This window comes from Massilia timonae CCUG 45783, from assembly GCF_000315425.1.
In the GTDB taxonomy this organism is placed as follows: domain Bacteria; phylum Pseudomonadota; class Gammaproteobacteria; order Burkholderiales; family Burkholderiaceae_D; genus Telluria; species Telluria timonae.
In genome coordinates, this window is the sequence record NZ_JH992922.1 from 163,675 (window position 1) to 182,985 (window position 19,311).

16 protein-coding genes are annotated in these 19,311 nt (G+C 64.9%); 10 read left to right on the forward strand and 6 right to left on the reverse strand.

Going from position 1 to position 19,311, the window contains the following annotated elements:
• Positions 1-45 precede the first annotated feature (45 nt).
• Together HMPREF9710_RS00675 and HMPREF9710_RS00680 are read left to right on the forward strand one after the other, a co-directional pair.
• Positions 46-948: an SDR family oxidoreductase gene (locus HMPREF9710_RS00675; protein ID WP_005662909.1), complete on the forward strand. Its 903-nt coding sequence runs from the start codon at positions 46-48 to the stop codon at positions 946-948.
• Positions 949-1,025: 77 nt separating this feature from the next.
• A complete protein-coding gene (locus HMPREF9710_RS00680; protein ID WP_005662911.1) occupies positions 1,026-2,147 on the forward strand; it encodes an alpha/beta fold hydrolase in 1,122 nt (373 codons plus the stop codon).
• 40 nt (positions 2,148-2,187) lie between these two features.
• Here the strand turns inward: HMPREF9710_RS00680 and HMPREF9710_RS00685 are convergent, their stop codons facing one another.
• Positions 2,188-2,751 (reverse strand): hypothetical protein, encoded by a 564-nt coding sequence (locus HMPREF9710_RS00685; RefSeq protein WP_005662913.1) that lies wholly within the window; start codon positions 2,749-2,751, stop codon positions 2,188-2,190.
• A 189-nt stretch (positions 2,752-2,940) separates the two neighbouring features.
• Between HMPREF9710_RS00685 and HMPREF9710_RS00690 the strand changes: the two genes are divergently transcribed.
• Positions 2,941-3,885 (forward strand): Bug family tripartite tricarboxylate transporter substrate binding protein, encoded by a 945-nt coding sequence (locus HMPREF9710_RS00690; RefSeq protein ID WP_229409699.1) that lies wholly within the window; start codon positions 2,941-2,943, stop codon positions 3,883-3,885.
• A 66-nt stretch (positions 3,886-3,951) separates the two neighbouring features.
• On the opposite strand, the gene HMPREF9710_RS00695 is transcribed toward HMPREF9710_RS00690, so the two are convergent.
• Positions 3,952-5,547, reverse strand: a complete 1,596-nt coding sequence (locus HMPREF9710_RS00695) for a mechanosensitive ion channel family protein (RefSeq protein WP_005662917.1) — start codon at positions 5,545-5,547, stop codon at positions 3,952-3,954.
• Positions 5,548-5,739: 192 nt separating this feature from the next.
• Here HMPREF9710_RS00695 and HMPREF9710_RS00700 point away from each other — a divergent pair, with 192 nt between their 5' ends.
• On the forward strand, positions 5,740-6,765 hold the full coding sequence (locus HMPREF9710_RS00700) for an SDR family oxidoreductase (protein WP_005662919.1): 1,026 nt from the start codon (positions 5,740-5,742) through the stop codon (positions 6,763-6,765).
• Between the two features lie 350 nt (positions 6,766-7,115).
• Positions 7,116-7,781 carry a PRC-barrel domain-containing protein gene (locus HMPREF9710_RS00705; protein WP_005662923.1) on the forward strand — a complete coding sequence of 222 codons (666 nt, stop codon included), beginning with the start codon at positions 7,116-7,118 and terminating at the stop codon, positions 7,779-7,781.
• A gap of 628 nt (positions 7,782-8,409) precedes the next feature.
• On the opposite strand, the gene hrpA is transcribed toward HMPREF9710_RS00705, so the two are convergent.
• On the reverse strand, positions 8,410-12,492 hold the full coding sequence (hrpA, locus tag HMPREF9710_RS00710) for an ATP-dependent RNA helicase HrpA (protein ID WP_005662925.1): 4,083 nt from the start codon (positions 12,490-12,492) through the stop codon (positions 8,410-8,412).
• A 54-nt stretch (positions 12,493-12,546) separates the two neighbouring features.
• On the opposite strand from hrpA, the gene argA reads away from it, so the two are divergent.
• Together argA and HMPREF9710_RS00720 are read left to right on the forward strand one after the other, a co-directional pair.
• Positions 12,547-13,860: an amino-acid N-acetyltransferase gene (gene argA, locus HMPREF9710_RS00715; protein WP_040774841.1), complete on the forward strand. Its 1,314-nt coding sequence runs from the start codon at positions 12,547-12,549 to the stop codon at positions 13,858-13,860.
• 38 nt (positions 13,861-13,898) lie between these two features.
• A complete protein-coding gene (locus HMPREF9710_RS00720) occupies positions 13,899-14,171 on the forward strand; it encodes an oxidative damage protection protein (protein ID WP_005662929.1) in 273 nt (90 codons plus the stop codon).
• Positions 14,172-14,229: 58 nt separating this feature from the next.
• On the opposite strand, the gene HMPREF9710_RS00725 is transcribed toward HMPREF9710_RS00720, so the two are convergent.
• Together HMPREF9710_RS00725 and rpiA are read right to left on the reverse strand one after the other, a co-directional pair.
• Positions 14,230-14,535, reverse strand: coding sequence for a hypothetical protein (locus tag HMPREF9710_RS00725; RefSeq protein ID WP_005662931.1), 306 nt, complete (start codon positions 14,533-14,535; stop codon positions 14,230-14,232).
• 13 nt (positions 14,536-14,548) lie between these two features.
• The gene (rpiA, locus tag HMPREF9710_RS00730; RefSeq protein WP_005662933.1) at positions 14,549-15,226 is read right to left on the reverse strand and encodes a ribose-5-phosphate isomerase RpiA; all 678 of its coding nucleotides are present in this window, start codon (positions 15,224-15,226) and stop codon (positions 14,549-14,551) included.
• 188 nt (positions 15,227-15,414) lie between these two features.
• On the opposite strand from rpiA, the gene HMPREF9710_RS00735 reads away from it, so the two are divergent.
• The 3 genes from HMPREF9710_RS00735 to HMPREF9710_RS00745 are packed head-to-tail and all read left to right on the forward strand — an operon-like array spanning position 15,415 to position 18,586.
• Positions 15,415-16,632: an efflux RND transporter periplasmic adaptor subunit gene (locus HMPREF9710_RS00735; protein WP_005662935.1), complete on the forward strand. Its 1,218-nt coding sequence runs from the start codon at positions 15,415-15,417 to the stop codon at positions 16,630-16,632.
• On the forward strand, positions 16,629-17,366 hold the full coding sequence (locus HMPREF9710_RS00740; protein WP_005662937.1) for an ABC transporter ATP-binding protein: 738 nt from the start codon (positions 16,629-16,631) through the stop codon (positions 17,364-17,366). The genes HMPREF9710_RS00735 and HMPREF9710_RS00740 overlap by 4 nt, the downstream gene beginning before the upstream one ends.
• Complete coding sequence (locus HMPREF9710_RS00745; RefSeq protein WP_005662939.1) at positions 17,363-18,586, forward strand: ABC transporter permease; 1,224 nt, start codon at positions 17,363-17,365, stop codon at positions 18,584-18,586. The genes HMPREF9710_RS00740 and HMPREF9710_RS00745 overlap by 4 nt, the downstream gene beginning before the upstream one ends.
• 138 nt (positions 18,587-18,724) lie before the next feature.
• On the opposite strand, the gene HMPREF9710_RS00750 is transcribed toward HMPREF9710_RS00745, so the two are convergent.
• Positions 18,725-19,311: IS3 family transposase (locus HMPREF9710_RS00750; protein ID WP_005662941.1), on the reverse strand; the 587-nt coding region annotated here is incomplete at its 5' end.

Sequence of the window (19,311 nt, forward strand, 5' to 3'; positions counted from 1 at the left end):
TTTATAAATGAACGTTTGTTTATAAATCTACCCAAGGAGATGCATATGGATCTGAACGACAGGATCGCCCTGGTGGCGGGCGGCACACGCGGCGCCGGCCGCGGCATTGCCATCGAACTCGGCGCGGCCGGCGCCACCGTCTACGTCACCGGCCGCACCACGCGCGCGCAGCAATCCGAATACGCGCGGCCGGAGACGATCGAAGAGACAGCCGAGCTGGTGACGGCGGCCGGCGGCCGCGGGATCGCGCTGCAGGTCGACCATCTCGATCCGCGCCAGGTGCAGGCGCTGGTGGAACGCATCCGCCGCGAGGCTGGCCGGCTGGACATCCTGGTCAACGACATCTGGGGCGGAGAGAACCTCAACGAGTGGGAAAAGCCGGTCTGGGAACACGACCTCGACAAGGGCTTGCGCATGCTGCGCCTGGCCATCGACACCCACCTGATCACGGCTCACCACGCCCTGCCCCTGATGCTCGAGCATGCGGGCGGCCTGCTGGTGGAGATCACCGACGGCACCGCCGCCTACAACGCCGACCACTACCGCCTGAATCCCTTCTATGACCTGGCCAAGACGGCGGTCAACCGCATGGCCTGGGCCCATGGACGCGACCTCGGCCCGCGCGGCGCCACCGCGGTCTGCCTCACGCCGGGCTGGATGCGCTCTGAAATCATGCTCGAAACCTTCGGGGTTGGCGAGGACAACTGGCGCGCGGCGCAGGAGCCGCACTTCGTGATCTCGGAAACGCCGCGCTTCGTCGGCCGCGCCGTCGCCGCCATCGCAGCCGACCCGGAACGCGCGCGCTGGAACGGGCAATCGCTGTCGAGCGGCGAGCTGGCCAAGGTCTACGGCTTCACCGACCTGGATGGCTCGCGGCCCGATGCCTGGCGCTACATGGTCGAGGTCGTCGACGCAGGCAAGCTGGCCGATGCGATCGGCTATCGATAAAGGCAGTCGATAAATTTCGTTACTATCTATCACTATTGATAGACAATACTCGCTCCCTTTTTTTGACCGGATTTCACATGCTTGCACGCTTGCTCCATCGTCTGACCTTGTCGACGATCCTCGCCAGCGCCATCCTGGCGCCGGCCTTCGCCCAGAAACCCGAAAGCCGCGCCGAGGCGGTCAAGATTGTCGCCGACATGCGGCGCCTGGTCATGCCGGGCGCCATCGAGCGTCTTGAAGCGGTGCGCATCGGCGGCATCGACCAGTGGATCTCGGTGCGCGGCGTCGACCGCCGCAATCCGGTGCTGCTGATGATCCACGGCGGCCCGGGCTATGTGTCGATGCCCACCAGCTGGTATTTCCAGCGCGGCTGGGAAGACTTCTTCACCGTGGTGCAATGGGACCAGCGCGGCGCCGGCAAGACCTACGCCGCCAACGATCCGGCCATCGTGGCGCCGACCATGAAGCGCGCCCGCATGCTCGCCGACGCCGAGGAAATGGTGCAATGGCTGCGGCGCGAGTTCGGCAAGGAGCGCATCTTCGTGCTCGGCCACTCCTGGGGCAGCTCGCTCGGCATCGAGCTGGCCAGCAAGCACCCGGAATGGCTGCACGCCTACATCGGCATGGGCCAGGCCACCAACGGGCCGGAGGGCGAACGGCGCGGCCTGCGCTTCGCGCTCGACGCCGCGCGGCGCGACAACAACGCCAAGGCGGTGCAGGAGCTCGAATCGCTCGGCCCCTACGCAACGCCGGGCCGCCCGATCGTGCTCAAGGACATGTACCTGCAGCGCAAGTGGCTGGGCTATTACGGCGGCGCCATTCACGGCCGCAAGGACTTCGCCCACGAAGGCGCGGCGGCGCGCCTGTCGCCCGAATACACGGACGCCGACCTGCGCACGATCTGGAAAGCCAACGATTTCTCGCAGGAACACCTGCTGGCCGAAGTCATCTCGACCGACTTCAGCGGCTACAAGCGCTTCGACTGCCCGATCATCATCTTCAATGGCCGCTACGACTACAACGTCTCGTCGACCGTGACCGCCGAGTGGTTTGAGACCGTGAAGGCGCCGCACAAGAAGCTGGTGTGGTTCGAGCACTCGGGCCACGAGATGTTCAACGAAGAACCGGGCAAGATGCTCGATTCGCTGCTGCGCCATGTGCGGCCGATCGCCGAGAAGGCCGGCGACGTGGCGCCCTGAAGCCAGCCTGCCTGCGCCAGCCGGGCGCGCCGGTCAGCCATCAGGACGCGGGGATCGACTGAAGCAACGCATCGCGCGCGTCCTTGTACTGCCTGGATCCCTTCAGGCGCTCCAGGTAACGGATTGGCCGCCGCTTGTCCATGCCGATCTCGTAATTGAGGCTGCCGCGCGCACCGCAATAGGCCTCGCAAGTACGCCCGGCATTGGGAGGAGACCGATCGGTCAGCGTCAGCATGCCGTCCTTCTCTCCAACTTTGAGCACGCACGGAAAATCACCCACGATCGGCGGCGCTGGATCGCGATAGACGAACATGCCGTCCTCGAAGCGCGCCATGCCGTAAATGCCGCAGCTATGGCCATTGAAGAAATCGAGGTGCACGCGCAGGTACACATGATCGCGGTCGTACGGGACGATCTCGACGATGTCCTCGGCCTGGTAGGACTCTGTTTCGTCCTTGCCCGGCACGATGACTCCACTCATGAAACGGTGCTTGTACACGCCAGCAATGCGCTTCATCGCCTGCACTGCCGGCGAGGCCGGCGTAGCGGCAATGGCGGCGCCGGCAAGGATGATGCCGGCCAGGAAAAAGCCTGTATATTTCATTTCCAGCCTCGAATCGTAAGTACACACAACACTTTACAGGACAACGAAAGGCCCACGTACTACTACGTACGCAATCCGCATGAGCATTCGTGTAAAATCGTTTCAGCAGGTTATCGAATCATTCGCGAAATAATCAACTATATAGGTGACAAAACCATGCGAGTCTTCCCGTCCAAAGGAAAATCCCTCGTGTTCGCTCTCGCAGCAACCGTCCTCTCCGCCAGCGCCTTCGCCCAGAACTGGCCAACCGGCACCGTGACCGTGGTCGTGCCATGGCCGGCCGGCGGCCCGTCCGACATCGCTGCGCGCCCGCTGGCGAAAGGCCTGACTACCGACCTGAAACAGTCGTTCGTGATCGATAACCGCGGCGGCGGCGGCGGCAATATCGGCACCCTGGCCGTGACCCGCGCCAAGCCGGACGGCCAGACCCTCCTGATCACCTCGAGCGCGCCGATCGTGATCAACCCGAGCCTGTACAAGAAGATGGCCTTCGACCCGGCCAAGGACCTGATTCCGGTCACCAACCTGCTGCGCGCGCCGCTGGTGCTGGTCGCCCACCCATCGGTGCCGGCCAAGAACGTCAAGGAACTGCTGGCCCACATCCAGTCGAAGAAAGGCCAGTTCTCGTACGCGTCGGCCGGCAACGGCACCCCGCAGCACCTGACCGGTGAACTGTTCCGCGGCGTGACCAAGCTCGACATGGTGCACGTGCCGTACAAGGGCTCGGCGCCGGCGATCTCCGACCTGCTGGGCGGTCACATCCCGATCATGTTCGACTCGACCATCGCGATCATGCCGCACATCAAGAGCGGCAAGGTCAAGCCGATCGCCATCTCGGGCAACAAGCGCTCGCCGCTGCTGCCGGACGTGCCGACCTTCGCCGAAGCGGGCCTGAACATCGAGTCCTACGCCTGGTACGGCCTGTTCGTGCCGGCCAAGACCCCGAAAGCCATCGTCGACAAGATCAACGCCGAATCGCAGAAAGTCATGAAGCAGCCGGACTTCCAGCGCGTGCTGGCCGACACCGGCACCGAGTACGTGGGCGATACGCCTGAGAACTTCGCCAAGTTCGTGCAGGCCGAAAGCGCGAAATGGTCGAAGATCGTGAAGGACAGCGGCGCGACCGTCGACTGATCCACTCGATCCTGTAGTACCCCACTAAAACGGGTGACGCGGCATGGCCGGTCACCCGTTTCTTCATCAAGCCCGCTTTTCCGTCAGCGTCACGCGGTGGAAGTGCGACGACGTCAGCCCGACGCCCGCCGCATCGAACACGTCCAGCACGTTCTGGTGCAGATGGTTGCGCACCTCGGCCCGCCCGCGCGGGCTGTCGGCCGAGGAATGCGCGCACAGCCGGTATTCGACATAGAAATCCGACAGCGCCGCCTGCACGATGAAGGGTTTCGGTTCGGCCGCGATGCCTGGCGTCGCCGCGGCAGCCTGTTCGAGCAGCGCGTGCGCGGTGCGCCACGGCGTCTCGTAGGCGAGCGTCACCTTGACCTCGGTGACGAAACCGTCCTCGATCACGCCGTCGCGCGAGAAGTTGCTGGTGGTGTTGGACAGCACCCAGGCGTTGGGCATCAGGACTTCTTCGCCGCTGCCGGTGCGCAGGCGCGTCTCGAACATGCCCATGTCGACCACGGTACCCTCCTTGTCGCCCACGCGCACGTATTCTCCCTTGCGCAGCGAGCGGGTGTACATCAGGATCAGGCCAGCGGCGCCCTGCGCCACGATGCTCGAGGCGCCGATCGACACCATCAGGCCGGCCAGCACCGTCACGCCCTGGAAGGCGGCCGTGTGCGAGCCGGGCAGGTAGGGATAGGACATCGCCAGCGCGAACAGCCCGATCACCAGGTTGACCAGGCGCCGGGTCGGCGCCGCCGTGTCCTGGTCCAGCCAGCCTACCTGCAATTCGCCGCTCTCGACCCGCTTGAACACCGAGGCCGCGGTCAGCATCACCAGGCGCGCCAGCGCGGCGATGACCAGCACCACCAGCAGGCCGGGAATGGCGGCCGCCATCGACTGACCGATCCCCACCGCCAGCTCCACCAGGTAACCCTTGAGCCACTCGCCCCAGCTGCGGGTGTAGGCGAATTCGCCGAGCAGGAAGCTGATCCAGATATAGGTGGCCAGCAGGCGCAGGCCCCATACCACCGCCATCGTCACCTGGCGCAGGAAGCTCACATACAGCTGGGCGTCGAGCAGGCGCACGTTGCGAAAGCTCACCCGCGCCAGGCGCACGCCGAGCAGGCGCTCGAAGCGGGTCTTGACCGCGCTGCGCAGCAGCACCAGCGCGCGCAGCACGACGACGTAGGCCAGGGTGGCGGCGACGCACAGCGCGGCGGCTTCGATCAGCACGCGCGGGTCGCTCGCCTCGCGCCGCGCGGCCAGCGCGCGCTCCAGCTTGCCCGCGCTGTCGTGCGCCACGTCCTGGGGCGTGTCGCCGGCCAGCACGTTGACGTCGGCCGGCGTCACCAGGAACAGCGGCGCGCCGTCGAGCAGCACCTGGCTGCCCTCCGCCAAGCCGTTGACGGTGACGCGCTGCGGGCCCTTGCCCGACAGGGCCTTGTCGAGGCGCCGCTGGGCCGCTTCGAGGCGGTCTTGCGGCGAGTGGCCGGCCAGGGTGGCGCGAAACACGAAGACCTTGCGGGTGGCGACGGTGAAGTCGGCGCGCGCGGTCGGCTGGGCCGGCGCGGCCGCAGCCGCGGCGGCCGACACAGTGTCGGCCTGGGCGGCCTGGGCGAAGGAATACAGCCCCAGCAAGGCAAGGACAAGGAATGCGCGGATGATTGCCATGGGAAAACACAAATCGGTAAAAACGAAATGTTACCCCAGATCACTTCTACTCAGCAGGCAAAGTACCCACTTACAACAGCCCAGCACCAGATCTTGCCAACAAGCTACCGTGTTCCGTGTCTTTTCGATAACGACTAACATCTTCGCCACTACCTGGCTGCGTTGGCAGCCCCACCCCATCAAGGAGCAAGCATGAGTTCGGAAGACCAGAAGCCAGAAGGCGTGACGCCGTCGCGTCGCCGCTTCGTCAGCACCGTTGCCGCGGGCGTGGCCGCCTCGGCCGCCGCCGTCCCGGCCCTGGCCCAGCAGGCGGGCGGCGGCAACCAGCCGGCGCCGGGCGCGATGCGCGAAGCGGCCAAGCGCTATCCGCGTCCGCCCTTCCCCAAGCAGGACCAGCCGTGGCCGGCCCTGGCCAGCAAGATGACGCCGCGTCCCGATCATGGTGAAACGACGTATCGCGGCAGCGGCCGCCTGGCGGGACGCAAGGCCCTGATCACCGGCGGCGACTCGGGCATCGGCCGCGCCGCCGCGATCGCCTATGCGCGCGAAGGCGCCGACGTCGCCATCGGCTACCTGCCGGCCGAGGAACCCGATGCGCGCGAAGTCATGCAGCTGATCCGCGACGCGGGCCGCAAGGCGGTGGCCATTCCCGGCGACATCCGCGACGAGGCCTTCTGCAAGAAACTAGTGGAAACGGCGGTGCGCGAACTGGGCGGCCTGGACATCCTGGTCAACAATGCCGCGCGCCAGCAGAACAACGCCTCGATCCTCGACATCACCAGCGAGCAGTTCGACTGGACCATCAAGACCAATATCTACGCCGTGTTCTGGATCACCAAGGCGGCGATTCCGCATATGTCGGCCGGCAGCGTCATCATCAATACCTCGTCGCAGACGGCCTACGATCCGCCGGAAAAACTGCTCGACTATTCGGGCACCAAGGCCTTCGAGGTGGCGTTTACGAAGTCGCTGGCCAAGCAGATGGCATCGAAGGGAATCCGCGTGAATGCGGTGGCGCCGGGTCCGGTGTGGACGCCGCTGCAGCTGGCGGGCGGCAATTCGCCGGAGGGGCGCGAGAAGTTCGGCGAGGACACGCCGATGAAGCGTCCGGGCCAGCCGGCCGAGCTGGCGACGATCTACGTCACGCTGGCCTCGGACGATGCGAGCTACACCACCGGCCACGTGTATGGCGCGGCGGGCGGAGGCGGGCAGCCGTAAGCACTTGCTTCGGCCTGCCCGGTGCTGCCGGGCGGGCTTCAGCCGCGACGCAGCAGGCGCGTCAGCAGCGAAACGAAGGAACGGGTGCGGATCTGCTGGCCCAGCGGGCCGGCATTGGTGCAGCGTGCAATGACGGTCATCTCATTTCCTCCTAGACATAGCTTGGCAGATTAGCCATGCCACGCGTACTCATCTGTGCGCTGGATCGCATAAGGCTCCAGCCTGCTCGACGCTAGCGCGCGCGCCCCGATCCGGTAGCGTCCTATGATGAACCCTTCGTAGGGCGAGGGTCTGCTCCAATCGGAGTGACTGTCGCATTGTTCGCAACGTCAATAGACAAGGAGGAACATATGGGCTACGCAGACCGCGATAAATACGGTATCTACAAGGACAGCACCAGCGCAGGTCCGGGACCGTCCCTGATGGGCGCCGACACCTTGATCGGCGACAGCGTCGTCAATGCCGCCGAGGAAGACCTGGGCGACATCAAGGAAATCATGCTCGACATGCAGACCGGCCAGGTGGCCTATGCCGTGCTGGCTTTCGGCGGCTTTCTGGGCGTGGGCGAAAAACTGTTCGCCGTGCCCTGGCAGGCGCTGCACCTCGACACGGTCAACAAGCGCTTCGTGCTCAACGTCGAGAAAGACCGCCTGAAATCAGCGCCGGGCTTCGACAAGGATGCCTGGCCGGACATGAGCGACCTGAGCTGGGCCAGCGGTATCCACAGCTTCTATGGCACCGACCCGAACCGTTCGGGCGCACCGACCATGGGGCCGGGCGTGCCGATGGGCGGCATGGTCGGCGGCGCCGGCACCGGAAGCAGCACCTATGCGGGCGGCGCGATGGGTTCGAGCGTTGGCGCCGGGCACGCCGGTTCCAGCAGCCTGGGCGGCGCAGGCGCCGGCATGGGCGATTCGCGGGCGAACCAGGGCCCGGGGTCCAGCATCGATCCACGCTCGGGCAACCTGGGCGATGACGACGACCTGAGCCGTATCCGCGGCAGCAATATAGGATAAGGCCGGGCTGAATGAGGAGGTGTCGGCACGAGGAGAGCATCAGCGTCCCCTCGTGTCGAGACCATAGGCCCGCGGCGCCAAGCCGTCATAGTCCATGAGTACCATGTTGACGGCAGAGTCTGCACTCTACTTGGCGAGCAGATACCTCGCCGATTTCGCAAGGCACGCCACCGTGATCATGATCCAGACATGATCGACTGCTTTTGAAGACGTGAGCAAACATGCTCAGCGTATTCCTTCCTGCCCCGAATCGTCCTATTGACCGTATTCGTACCTGACAGGCGTGACTTTCCCGCCTGCCACTAGCAGACGCCAGCAGCAGTGTCTGACGTCGCCGTCAAACTCGCCACGGGTAGCGCCGTTTCACCGTACAGGCATTGGTGGCGAACCCTCTTCTATCACTTCTTTCATTAAACCGGTACTGACGGACGGTATGCGTTACTTTATTGCCGCTTGGGTTTCGCGGCACAAGTAAGCATTTTCGATGATGTCCTCCGAGCTTATATGATGCAGACACCAGATACTGACTGAAGTTCCGTTTAATACGCACAGACATCTGCCATGGGCGTGAAACAACGTCCAAAAATGACGGACAACGTCAGTTGTGCCCCGTCCAAGTCACAAGCAATTACCGCAACATCGACTCCCACACCTTCTGCAGCCGCTTGGCCGACACCGGCATCGGCGTCCTCAGCTCCTGCGCGAACAGCGACACCCGCAGCTCTTCCAGCATCCACCTGAACTCGACCATGCGCGGATCGTTGTTCTTGCCCGCCATATTCTTGAGCGTGCGCTGGAACTGGCTGGCCGCGTTCTGCCACTCGGCCATCAGCTGCGCGTCGCGCGACGGATTGCCGCGCAACTTCTCGAGACGGACGTTGATCGCCTTCAGATAGCGCGCGAAATGCGCCAGCTGACTATATTCGTTGTCGGCGATGAAGCGCTTGTGCACCAGCGCCTGCAGCTGCGCCTGGATATCCGACGCCACTGCCGAAGGCAGGGCCTGCACGCGCTTGGGCAGGCCGTGGTACTCGCCCAGGATCTGGCCCGCCAGGCGCGCCACCTCGTTGATGAGCAGGCCGATGCGGCCCTTGCCCTCGTCCTTGCGTTTGTTGAACGACGCCGCATCGACCGGCAGCGGATCCTGCAGGCAGGCGATGTCGATCGCCTTGGCCACGATCTGGTCGCGCAGGTCTTCCTGCGAGCCGATGTTCATGAACTGCATGCCCATGCCCTGCAGGCCGGGGATGTTCTTCTCGGCGAACTTCAGCTGCTCCTTGAACTGCAGCGCGAACAGCCGGCGCAGGCCCACGCGGTGGGTGCGCGCGGCCACGTTCGGATCGTCGAACACCTCCAGGTCGCAATGGGTGCCCTTGTCGACCAGCGCCGGGAAGCCGATCAGGGTCAGCTTGCCCTGGTTGATCTCCAGCAGCTCCGGCAGCTCGCCGAAGATCCAGCTGGTGAGACCCGTGTGCTGGCGGCCCGATGCCGCTTCTTGCGCAGGCGCTGAAGCCGGCGCGGTCTGCGGCGCATTGCCCTTCCCTTTGCCTGCTGGCGCGGACGGCGCCGCTGGCGCAGCCGCCACCGGCCGCGCCGCCTGCGCACGCCCATTGGCGGCAGAGGGCGTCGCTTCCGCCATCTTCTGGAAGCTCTGGCGCGCCTGTCCGCCCAGCTCGGCCTGGAGCGTCGCGAGATTGCGCCCCATCTCCAGCTGGCGGCCATGCTCGTCGATGACCTTGAAGTTCATGAACATGTGCGCCGGCAGGGTCTCGAGCTTGAAGTCAGCGGTCTTCACCGCCACGCCCGTCTGCGCGCGCACGTCCATGATCAAGACGTCGACCAGGTCGCCGCGCCCGAAGGCGTTCGCCGCATGGATGCGATCGACGAACTTGGCCGCGTATTCCGGCAGCGGCACGCAGTGGCGGCGCAGCTTCTGCGGCAAGGATTTGAGCAGCAGGTGCACCTTTTCCTTGATCATCCCCGGCACCAGCCAGGCCGGCCGCTCTTGCGGAATCTGGTTCAGCGCGAACAGCGGCACGGCGAGCGTGACGCCATCGCGCACGCTGCCCGGCTCGAAGTGGTACGTCAGGCCCATCTCGATGCCGGTGACGACCATCGTCTTCGGGAACAGCTCGGTGGTGACGCCGGCCGCCTCGTGCCGCATCAGTTCTTCGCGGTTCAGGTACAGCAGTTTCGGGTTGTCGCGCGCATGGTCCTTGTACCACTTCTCGAAACCGGCGCCGTTGACGACGTCGAGCGGAATCTCCTTGTCGTAGAAGGCCGCGATCAGCTGGTCGTCGACCAGCACGTCCTGGCGACGCGACTTGTGCTCGAGGTTCTCGATGTCCTTCACCAACTTGTGGTTGTGGATGTAGAACGGCAGTCGGGTCTCGAAGTCGCCCGCCACCAGCGCGTCGCGGATGAAGATCTCGCGCGCCTCACGTGGATTGCGCTGGCCGTAGTTGATGCGCCGGCCGCCATAGATGACGATGCCGTACAGGGTCGCGCGCTCGAGCGCCGTGACTTGCGCCTGCTTCTTTTCCCAGCGCGGCTCGCCCCACGATTTCTTGAGCAGGTGGCCGCCGATCTTTTCCACCCACTCGGGCTGGATCTGGGCGATGGTGCGCGCGTACAGGCGCGTGGTCTCGACCAGTTCGGCCGCCATGACCCAGCGTCCGGCCTTCTTGCCGAGCGTCGAGCCGGGCCAGATGTGGAACTTGATGCCGCGCGCGCCAAGATAGACGCCGCCCTGCTCGTCCTCGGACTTGAAACCGATATTGCCAAGCAGGCCAGTGAGCAGCGCCAGGTGCAGCTGTTCGTAGGTGGCCGGCGACTCGTTCAGGCGCCAGCCCTGCTCGCGCACGATGGTCAACAGCTGCGAATGCACGTCGCGCCACTCGCGCAGGCGCAGCTGCGACAGGAAGTTGGCGCGGCAGTTGTCTTGCAGCTGGCGATTGGTCTTCTTGTGCGCGATCGCGTCCTCGAACCAGGCCCAGATCTTCAGGTAGCTCAGGAATTCGGATTTCTCGTCCGCGAACTTCTTGTGCTTCTCGTCGGCCTGCTGCTGGTATTCGATCGGGCGGTCGCGCGGGTCTTGCGTCGACAGGGCCGAGGCCACGATCAGCATCTCGGTCAGGCAGTGATTGTCGAGCGCGGCCAGGATCATGCGGCCCACACGCGGGTCGAGCGGCAGCTTGGCCAGCTTGCGGCCCAGCGGGGTCAGCTCGTTGTTGTCGTCGACCGCGCCGACTTCCTGCAGCAGCTGGTAGCCGTCGGCGATCGCGCGGCCCTGCGGCGCCTCGATGAAGGGGAAGGTCTCGACGTCGGTCAGGCGCAGGGACTTCATGCGCAGGATGACGGCCGCCAGCGACGAACGCAGGATCTCCGGTTCGGTGAACTTAGGGCGCTTCTGAAAATCGTCTTCCTCGAACAGGCGGATGCAGACGCCGTCGGCCACGCGGCCGCAACGGCCGGCGCGCTGGTTGGCCGCCGATTGCGCGATCGGCTCGACCTGCAGCTGCTCGACCTTGTTCCGGAAGCTGTAGCGCTTGACGCGCGCCAGGCCGGTATCGACCACGTAGCGGATGCCCGGCACGGTCAGCGAGGTCTCGGCCACGTTGGTGGCCAGGACGATGCGGCGCGCGTTGCCGCTCGGCCGGAACACGCGGTCCTGCTCTTCCACCGACAGGCGGGCGAACAGCGGCAGGATGTCGACGTGCGGCGGATGGTGCTTGCGCAGCGCCTCGGCGCAGTCGCGGATCTCGCGCTCGCCCGGCAGGAACACCAGCACGTCGCCCGAGCCGATGCGGCACAGCTCATCGACCGCGTCGACCACGCCATCCATCAGGTCGCGCTTCTCGCGCGCGGCCTGGGCCTTCGGCAGCGGCTTGGTCGGATCGACGGCAGGGGCGCCCGGCACCGGGTCGCGGTCGATCGGACGATAACGCACCTCGACCTGGTACAGGCGGCCCGAGACCTCGATCACCGGCGCCGGCTTGTCGTTGGCGGCGAAGTGGCGCGCGAAGCGCTCGGCGTCGATGGTCGCCGAGGTGATGATCACTTTCAGGTCCGGCCGGCGCGGCAGCAGCTGCTTGAGGTAGCCGAGCAGGAAGTCGATGTTCAGGCTGCGCTCGTGCGCCTCGTCGATGATGATCGTGTCGTAGTTGCGCAGCAGCGGATCGGTTTGCGTCTCTGCCAGCAGGATACCGTCGGTCATCAGCTTGACCGACGCCCCTTTTTGCAAGGTGTCGTTGAAGCGCACCTTGAAGCCGACGTGCTCGCCCAGCGGCGAGCCGAGTTCCTGCGCGATGCGCTTGGCGGTCGACGACGCGGCGATCCGGCGCGGCTGGGTGTGGCCGATCAGCCCCTTGCCGCCGCGGCCCAGTTCGAGGCAGATCTTCGGCAGCTGGGTGGTCTTGCCCGAACCGGTCTCGCCCGAGACGATGACCACCTGGTTCTCGAGAATGGCTTTCGCGATCTCGGCGCGGCGGCCCGATACTGGCAGGTCTTCGGGGAAGGTAATCGGGGGCAGCGGATTGCGCACCACCGGCGCTTCTTCGCGCGGCGCGCGTTCCTGGCGTGGACGCGACTCGCCGCGCTCGCCCTGTGCACCCGGTGCACGACGGGGACGGCGTTCGGCGGAGGCTGCGTTGGCGGTGGCGCTCGCTTCGCGCGCCGGCTGTTGCGAAGGCTTGTTACTCTGTTCAGACATTGATTTTTACAAGGATTTGGTGCGCACAACGCGCAGCGAATTATAATGCGGCAAATGGAAACTCCTACCCAATTCGTCCAGTGGCTGCGCTCGGTCGCGCCGTATATTCATGCGTTCGGTGGCAAGACCTTCGTGGTCGCCTTCCCGGGCGAACTGGTCGCCTCCGGCGCCCTGCCGGTGCTGGCGCAAGACTTGTCGCTGCTGGTCGGCCTCGGCATCCGCATCGTGCTGGTGCACGGTTCGCGGCCGCAGGTGGCCGAGCAGCTGGCGCTGCGCAACGTCGAAGGCCGCTTCCACGACGGCGTGCGCATCACCGACACCGCCGCGCTGGAATGCGCCAAGGAAGCCGCCGGCGAGCTGCGCCTCGACATCGAAGCCGCCTTCAGCCAGGGCCTGCCCAACACGCCGATGTCGAACGCCCAGATCAGCATCGTCTCGGGCAACTTCGTGGTGGCCCGCCCGCTGGGCGTGATCGACGGCGTCGACTTCGAACTCACCGGCGTCACCCGCAAGATCGCCGCCGAGAAGATCCACCCGATCCTGCAGACCGAAGACAACCTGGTGCTGCTGTCGCCGCTGGGCTTCTCGCCGACCGGCGAGATCTTCAACCTGACCATGGAAGACGTGGCCGCGTCTGCCGCGATCGCCCTGCATGCCGACAAGCTGATCTTCATCACCGAATCGCCGATGATGAAGGATGCCGGCGGCGCCGAGCTGCGCGAATTGTCGTCGCACATGGCCGAGGCCGTGCTGCAGGCGGGCTTCCTGTCCGATTCCGCCGCGTTCTACCTGCAGCACGCGATCAAAGCCTGCAACGCCGGCGTCGACCGCGCCCACATCATCCCCTACGAGATGGACGGTTCGGCCCTGCTCGAAGTGTTCACCCACGACGGCGTGGGCACCATGATCAGCCACGAGAACCTGGAAAGCCTGCGCCAGGCCACAATTGAGGACGTCGGCGGAATTATCAAGCTCATCGAACCGCTGGAAGCCGATGGCACGCTGGTGTATCGTGGCCGCGAGCTGATCGAGCGCGAGATCGACCAGTTCTCGGTGATCGACCACGACGGCGTGATCTTCGGCTGCGCGGCGCTGTATCCGTTCCCGGAATCGAAGATGGGCGAGATGGCCTGCCTGACGGTGAGTCCCGATGCGCAAACCCAGGGCGACGGCGAGCGCATACTCAAGCACATGGAAAACCGCGCGCGCGCCGCCGGCCTCACGAAACTGTTCGTGCTGACCACGCGCACCTCGCACTGGTTCAAGAAGCGCGGCTTCGTGCCGGCCACCGTGGACGATCTGCCAAAAGATCGGCAACACATGTACAACTGGCAGCGCCGGTCACAGGTGCTGATCAAGACTTTATAATACCGGTTTTAGACTGTCACGGATAACAGGAGTACACGATGGCCCGCACCGTCCACTGCATCAAACTGAACAAGGAAGCCGAAGGCCTGGATTTCCCGCCGGTCCCAGGCGAGATGGGCAAGAAGCTGTATATGTCGGTCTCGAAAGAGGCATGGCAGCAATGGCTGAAGCATCAAACGATGCTGATCAACGAAAACCGCCTGAACCTGGCCGACGACCGCGCGCGCAAATACCTGGCGACGCAGATGGAGAAGCATTTCTTCGGCGAAGGCGCCGACCAGGCGATGGGCTACGTGCCGCCGACCGCCTGATCGACGCGCATCATCCATGAAAAATCCCGCTAGCGGCGCCTGCCGTCAGCGGGATTTTTTACATCTTGCGGCACTGGCGCAATTCGCAGCGCGCCATGAACACCTTGCCATCCTGGCACTGCATCCGGTAGACCTCGATCGGCCCCGGCTCCGTGATCAGGCCGGCGCCCTGCTCGCTGGCGCAGGCCTGCGCCCTGGCCAGCTGCTCGACCGTGGTCGACGACACGCCGACCTTGAACGGCACGCGCTGGATCTCGACGACGTCGGGCGACGGCGTCACGGCCGGCTCCGACAGATCCACCCCGCTGCCAGCGACGGCACAACCGCCCAGCAGGACGGCCGCCGCAATCCACGCGCGCTTCATGGCAACTCTCCGGTCAGAGCGACAGGGTCTTGACGCCTTCCGCCGTGCCCAGCAGGCAGACGTTGGCGCCGGCCTTGGCGAACAGGCCCACGGCGATCACGCCGGTGATCTGGTTGATCTCTTCTTCCAGCGCCACCGGATCGGTGATCGACAGGCCGGCCACGTCGATCAGTTCACCGCCGTTGTCGGTGATGAAAGGCTGGTCGGTGCCGGGTTTCAGGCGCAGCTTCGGCTGGCCGCCAAGCGCCGCCAGCTTGCGCATCACGACCGCACGCGCCATCGGGATCACCTCGACCGGCAGCGGGAATTTACCCAGCGTGTCGACCAGCTTCGAACCGTCGGCGATGCAGACGAACTTCTTCGACACCGACGCCACGATCTTCTCGCGCGTGAGCGCCGCGCCGCCGCCCTTGATCATCGCGCCTTGCGCGTTGATCTCGTCGGCGCCGTCGATGTAGACGGCCATCGATTCGACGTCGTTCAGGTCGAACACCGGGATGCCGTGGCCGCGCAGGCGGGCGGCGGTGGCTTCGGATGAGGCCACGGTGCCCTTGATGCGGTCCTTGATCTTCGCCAGTTCGTCGATGAAGAAGTTGGCGGTCGAGCCGGTGCCGACGCCGATGATTTCACCGTCGACCACGTAATCGATGGCGGCGCGCGCCACTGCTTGTTTCAGTTCGTCTTGAGTCATGATGCGGGTTGGTAAATGAAAAGAATGCGCCATTTTAGCGGATTACACAGCACGTCATCCCCGCGAAGGCGGGGACCCAAGTGGTTCTTCCCATATATGCATGCCACGATCATGCAATCTGCATTTGCTAATCTTGTAACGAAGCATCACACTCGACGTTTGTTACAACGTTCGTTTGCCTGGAACCAATGAAAATCTTTACCAAGAAACGCATCGTCATCGCCACCGCCCTCCTCGTCGCCGTCGCGACCGCCGCGGTGCTGCTCAAGCCCAGGGACAACGTCATCCCGCCGTCGAAATACCGCAGCACGGCGGTCGACCGCGGCGCCATCAACCAGGTCGTGACCGCCACCGGCACCATCAATCCGGTGGCCCTGATCAACGTCGGTTCGCAGGTCTCGGGCACCGTGGCCGAGCTGCACGCCGACTTCAACGACCGCGTCAAGAAGGGCCAGGTGCTGCTCAAGCTGGAGCCGACCATCTTCAATGCCCAGGTGGGACAGGCCGAAGCCAGCATCGCCTCGGCGCGCGCCAACCTGCAGCTGGCCCGGGCCACCTACAAGCGCAACGAGCAGCTGGTGGCGCAGAACTTCGTCTCCAGCCTGGCGCTCGACCAGTCGCGGCGCGAAATGGACGTCGCCGCCGCCAACCTCAAGCTGGCCCAGGCCCAGTTCGAGCGCGCGCGGGCGGACCTGAACAACAGCGTGATCCGCTCGCCGATCGACGGCGTGGTGATCAAGCGCACCATCGACCTGGGCCAGACCGTGGCGGCCTCGTTCAACACGCCGAACCTGTTCCAGATCGCCAACGACCTGACCAAGATGCAGATCGACACCAGCGTGTCGGAAGCCGACGTCGGCCTGCTCAAGGACGGCTTGCCGGCGCGCTTCGTGGTCGACGCCTATCCCGACCGCGAATTCAACGCCACCATGCGCCAGTTCCGCCTGGCGCCGAACGTGGTGCAGAACGTCGTGACCTATAACGTCGTGCTCGACGTCGACAACGCCGACGAACTGCTCAAGCCCGGCATGACGGCCCAGGTGCGCCTGGTGGTGGCGAACCGCCCCGACGTGCTGCGCATCCCGACCACGGCGCTGCGCTTCCGCCTGTCCGAAGAAGAGCAGGCGGCCGAGCGCAAAAAAGTGAAGGAAACGGACAAGGACGTGAAGCAGGTGGCCGCCAAGCCGGCGCCGGCCGCCGCCCAGGACGACGACGTCGCCTTCCGCAGCGCCAGCGAGACCGCGCGCATGTTCAAGATTTACAAGCTCGATGCGATGAACCAGCCGCAGCCGGTCGACATCCGTACCGGACTCTCCAACTTCCGCTACACCGAAGTGCTCTCGGGCGACCTGAAACCGGGCGACCGCGTGGTGACTCGTGCGCTGTCCCAGCCGGAGAACCAATGACCGGGCCACTGATCGACATCCGCGGCGTCACCAAGACTTACCTCAGCGGCAGCGTCGAGACGCCGGTGTTGCACGGCGTCGACATGACGGTCGAGCGCGGCGACTTCGTGTCCATCATGGGCGCATCGGGTTCCGGCAAGTCGACCCTGATGAACATCCTCGGCTGCCTCGACCAGGCCAGCGGCGGCACTTACCTGCTGGACGGCGTCGACACCCGCAGCCTGGGACGTCCGCAACTGGCCGACATCCGCAACCGCACCATCGGCTTCGTGTTCCAGAGCTTCAACCTGATCAAGCGCATGTCGGTGGCGGAGAACGTCGCCCTGCCCCTGATCTACGGCGGCGTGGGACGCGGCAAGGCCCATGCGCGCGCCATGGCCGAACTCGAACGGGTGGGATTGGGCGCGCTGGGACAGCGCACGCCGAGCCAGCTCTCGGGCGGCCAGCAGCAGCGCGTCGCCATCGCGCGCGCGCTGGCCACCGATCCGCCGCTGCTGCTGGCCGACGAACCGACCGGCAACCTCGACACGCAAACCAGCGACGACATCATGCACAGCTTCCAGCAACTGAACCGCGAGCGCGGCATCACCATCGTGCTGGTGACCCATGAAGCCGACGTCGCCGCCTACAGCCGCCGCCTGGTGCGCCTGAAGGATGGCCGGGTGCTGTACGACGGGCCGGCCGCCGAAGGCCTGCGCCAGTTCGCGGGCGTGCAGATCGGAGTCGCGCCATGAACCCGATCCAGGTATTGATCGAATCGTTCCGCTCGATGGCGGCCAACCGCCTGCGCACCGCGCTGACCATGCTCGGCATCGTGATCGGCATCGCCTCCGTCGTGCTGCTGCTGGCGCTCGGCGACAGCATGCAGCGCTTCATCGGCAAGCAGCTGCAGATGCTGGGCACCAATATGGTCTACATCATGCCCGGCGGCGACCGCACCGCGGCCCAGCGCGCCCGCGAAGGCAAGGTCGCGGTGCTGACCCGGGGCGATGCCGAGGCCCTGAACGCCCTGCCCAGCCTGACCGGCGCGGCGCCCGCGTTGCAGGGCAGTTTCAAGGTCAGCGCCGGCAACGAAAACCTGAGCAGCACCGTGCTCGGCGTGACCCCGGCCATGTTCACGATCCGTAACTGGAAAGTCGACCAGGGCACCTTGTTCGGCGAGGCCGACGTGCGCGCCGGCGCGCGTCTGGCGGTGATCGGCCAGAAGGTGGCCGACCAGTTCTTCTACCGCGCCGACCCGCTCGGGCGCTACCTGCGCATCGAGAACGTGTCGTTCCAGGTGATCGGCGTGCTGGCCGGCGAAGGCCGCCAGCCCGACGGCACCGACCTGTCGGAACAGATCGTGGTGCCGATCACGGCGCCCAGCGCCCACCTGGTCAAGTCGCCGTTCCCGCAGAACGTCCACTACATCAATGCCCAGGGCCGCCCGAACGTGGTGATGACCGATGCGATCGAGGACATGAAGGAAGTGCTGCGCGACCGGCACCGGATCCGGGTCGACGATCCGGACGACTTCCGCATCCAGAACCTGAGCGAGATCGCCGACACGGCCAACAAGATCAGCGCCGGCGTCGCCCTGCTGCTCGGCCTGATCGGCGCGATCTCGCTGCTGGTGGGCGGGATCGGGATCATGAACATCATGCTGGTGTCGGTGACCGAAAGGACGCGCGAGATCGGCATCCGGATGGCGATCGGGGCGCGCCCGAACGCCGTGCTGCTGCAGTTCCTGGCCGAGGCGGTGGTGATCTGCCTGGCCGGTGGATTGGTCGGGATCGCGATCGCGGCCGGCGGCGCGGCGCTCATCACGACGTTCGCGGATTTCGAGGTCTACCTGACCTTGTCGGGCATGCTGATCGCGTGCGGGTTCGCGACGGCGGTCGGGATGTTCTTCGGGTTTTATCCGGCGCGCAGGGCGTCGCGACTCTTGCCCGTAGACTGTCTCAGATACGAATAACCAGAAGTATTGCCTTCTCGATAGTCACCTCGCAGTAATTAGGAACTCACATGGGCCCACGTTACGATCTGAAGAAAATAATATTCCTATTGGACCGATTGCATTCACGGTGTTTGTCAACGTAGTTGTCGCGTCATCTCAAGCTGCTTGCTGTAGTGCTTCTGGCCGAATCCGTTCCGGATTCAACCAGACTTGATCGTCAAGTTCCCAGTTCCTGGTGCCCTGCGACCAGCGCTGCGGGTTGCGCTTTCTAGCCTCGTGATAGACCTGCTCACGAAGCTTCAAAATCGCCGCGTCTTGCCCGCAGTGGCGCTGTGCCGGGGTCACGAATTTCAGGCCGCTGTGCTTGTGATCGTGGTTATACCAACGCACGAATTTCTGCGTCCATGCCTGCGCCTCTTCCAGGCTTCCGAATGGCTTGTTCGGGTAATCTGGGCGATATTTGCAGGTCTTGAACAGCGACTCGGCGTATGCATTGTCATTGCTTACACGTGGCCGGCTGAACGAGGGCGCCACACCCAGCTGTTCCAACGTGGCCAACATGGTGGCGCCCTTCATGGCGCTGCCGTTGTCCGAATGGAGCACCAGTGGACGACCGGCCAGCCCCTCGGCCAAGCTAGTGCGGCGCATCAACCGTGAAGCCAGTTCCGCCGATTCCGCCACGTGCACCTCATGCCCGACGACTTTGCGGCTGAAGATATCGAGCACCATGTACCAGTAATAGT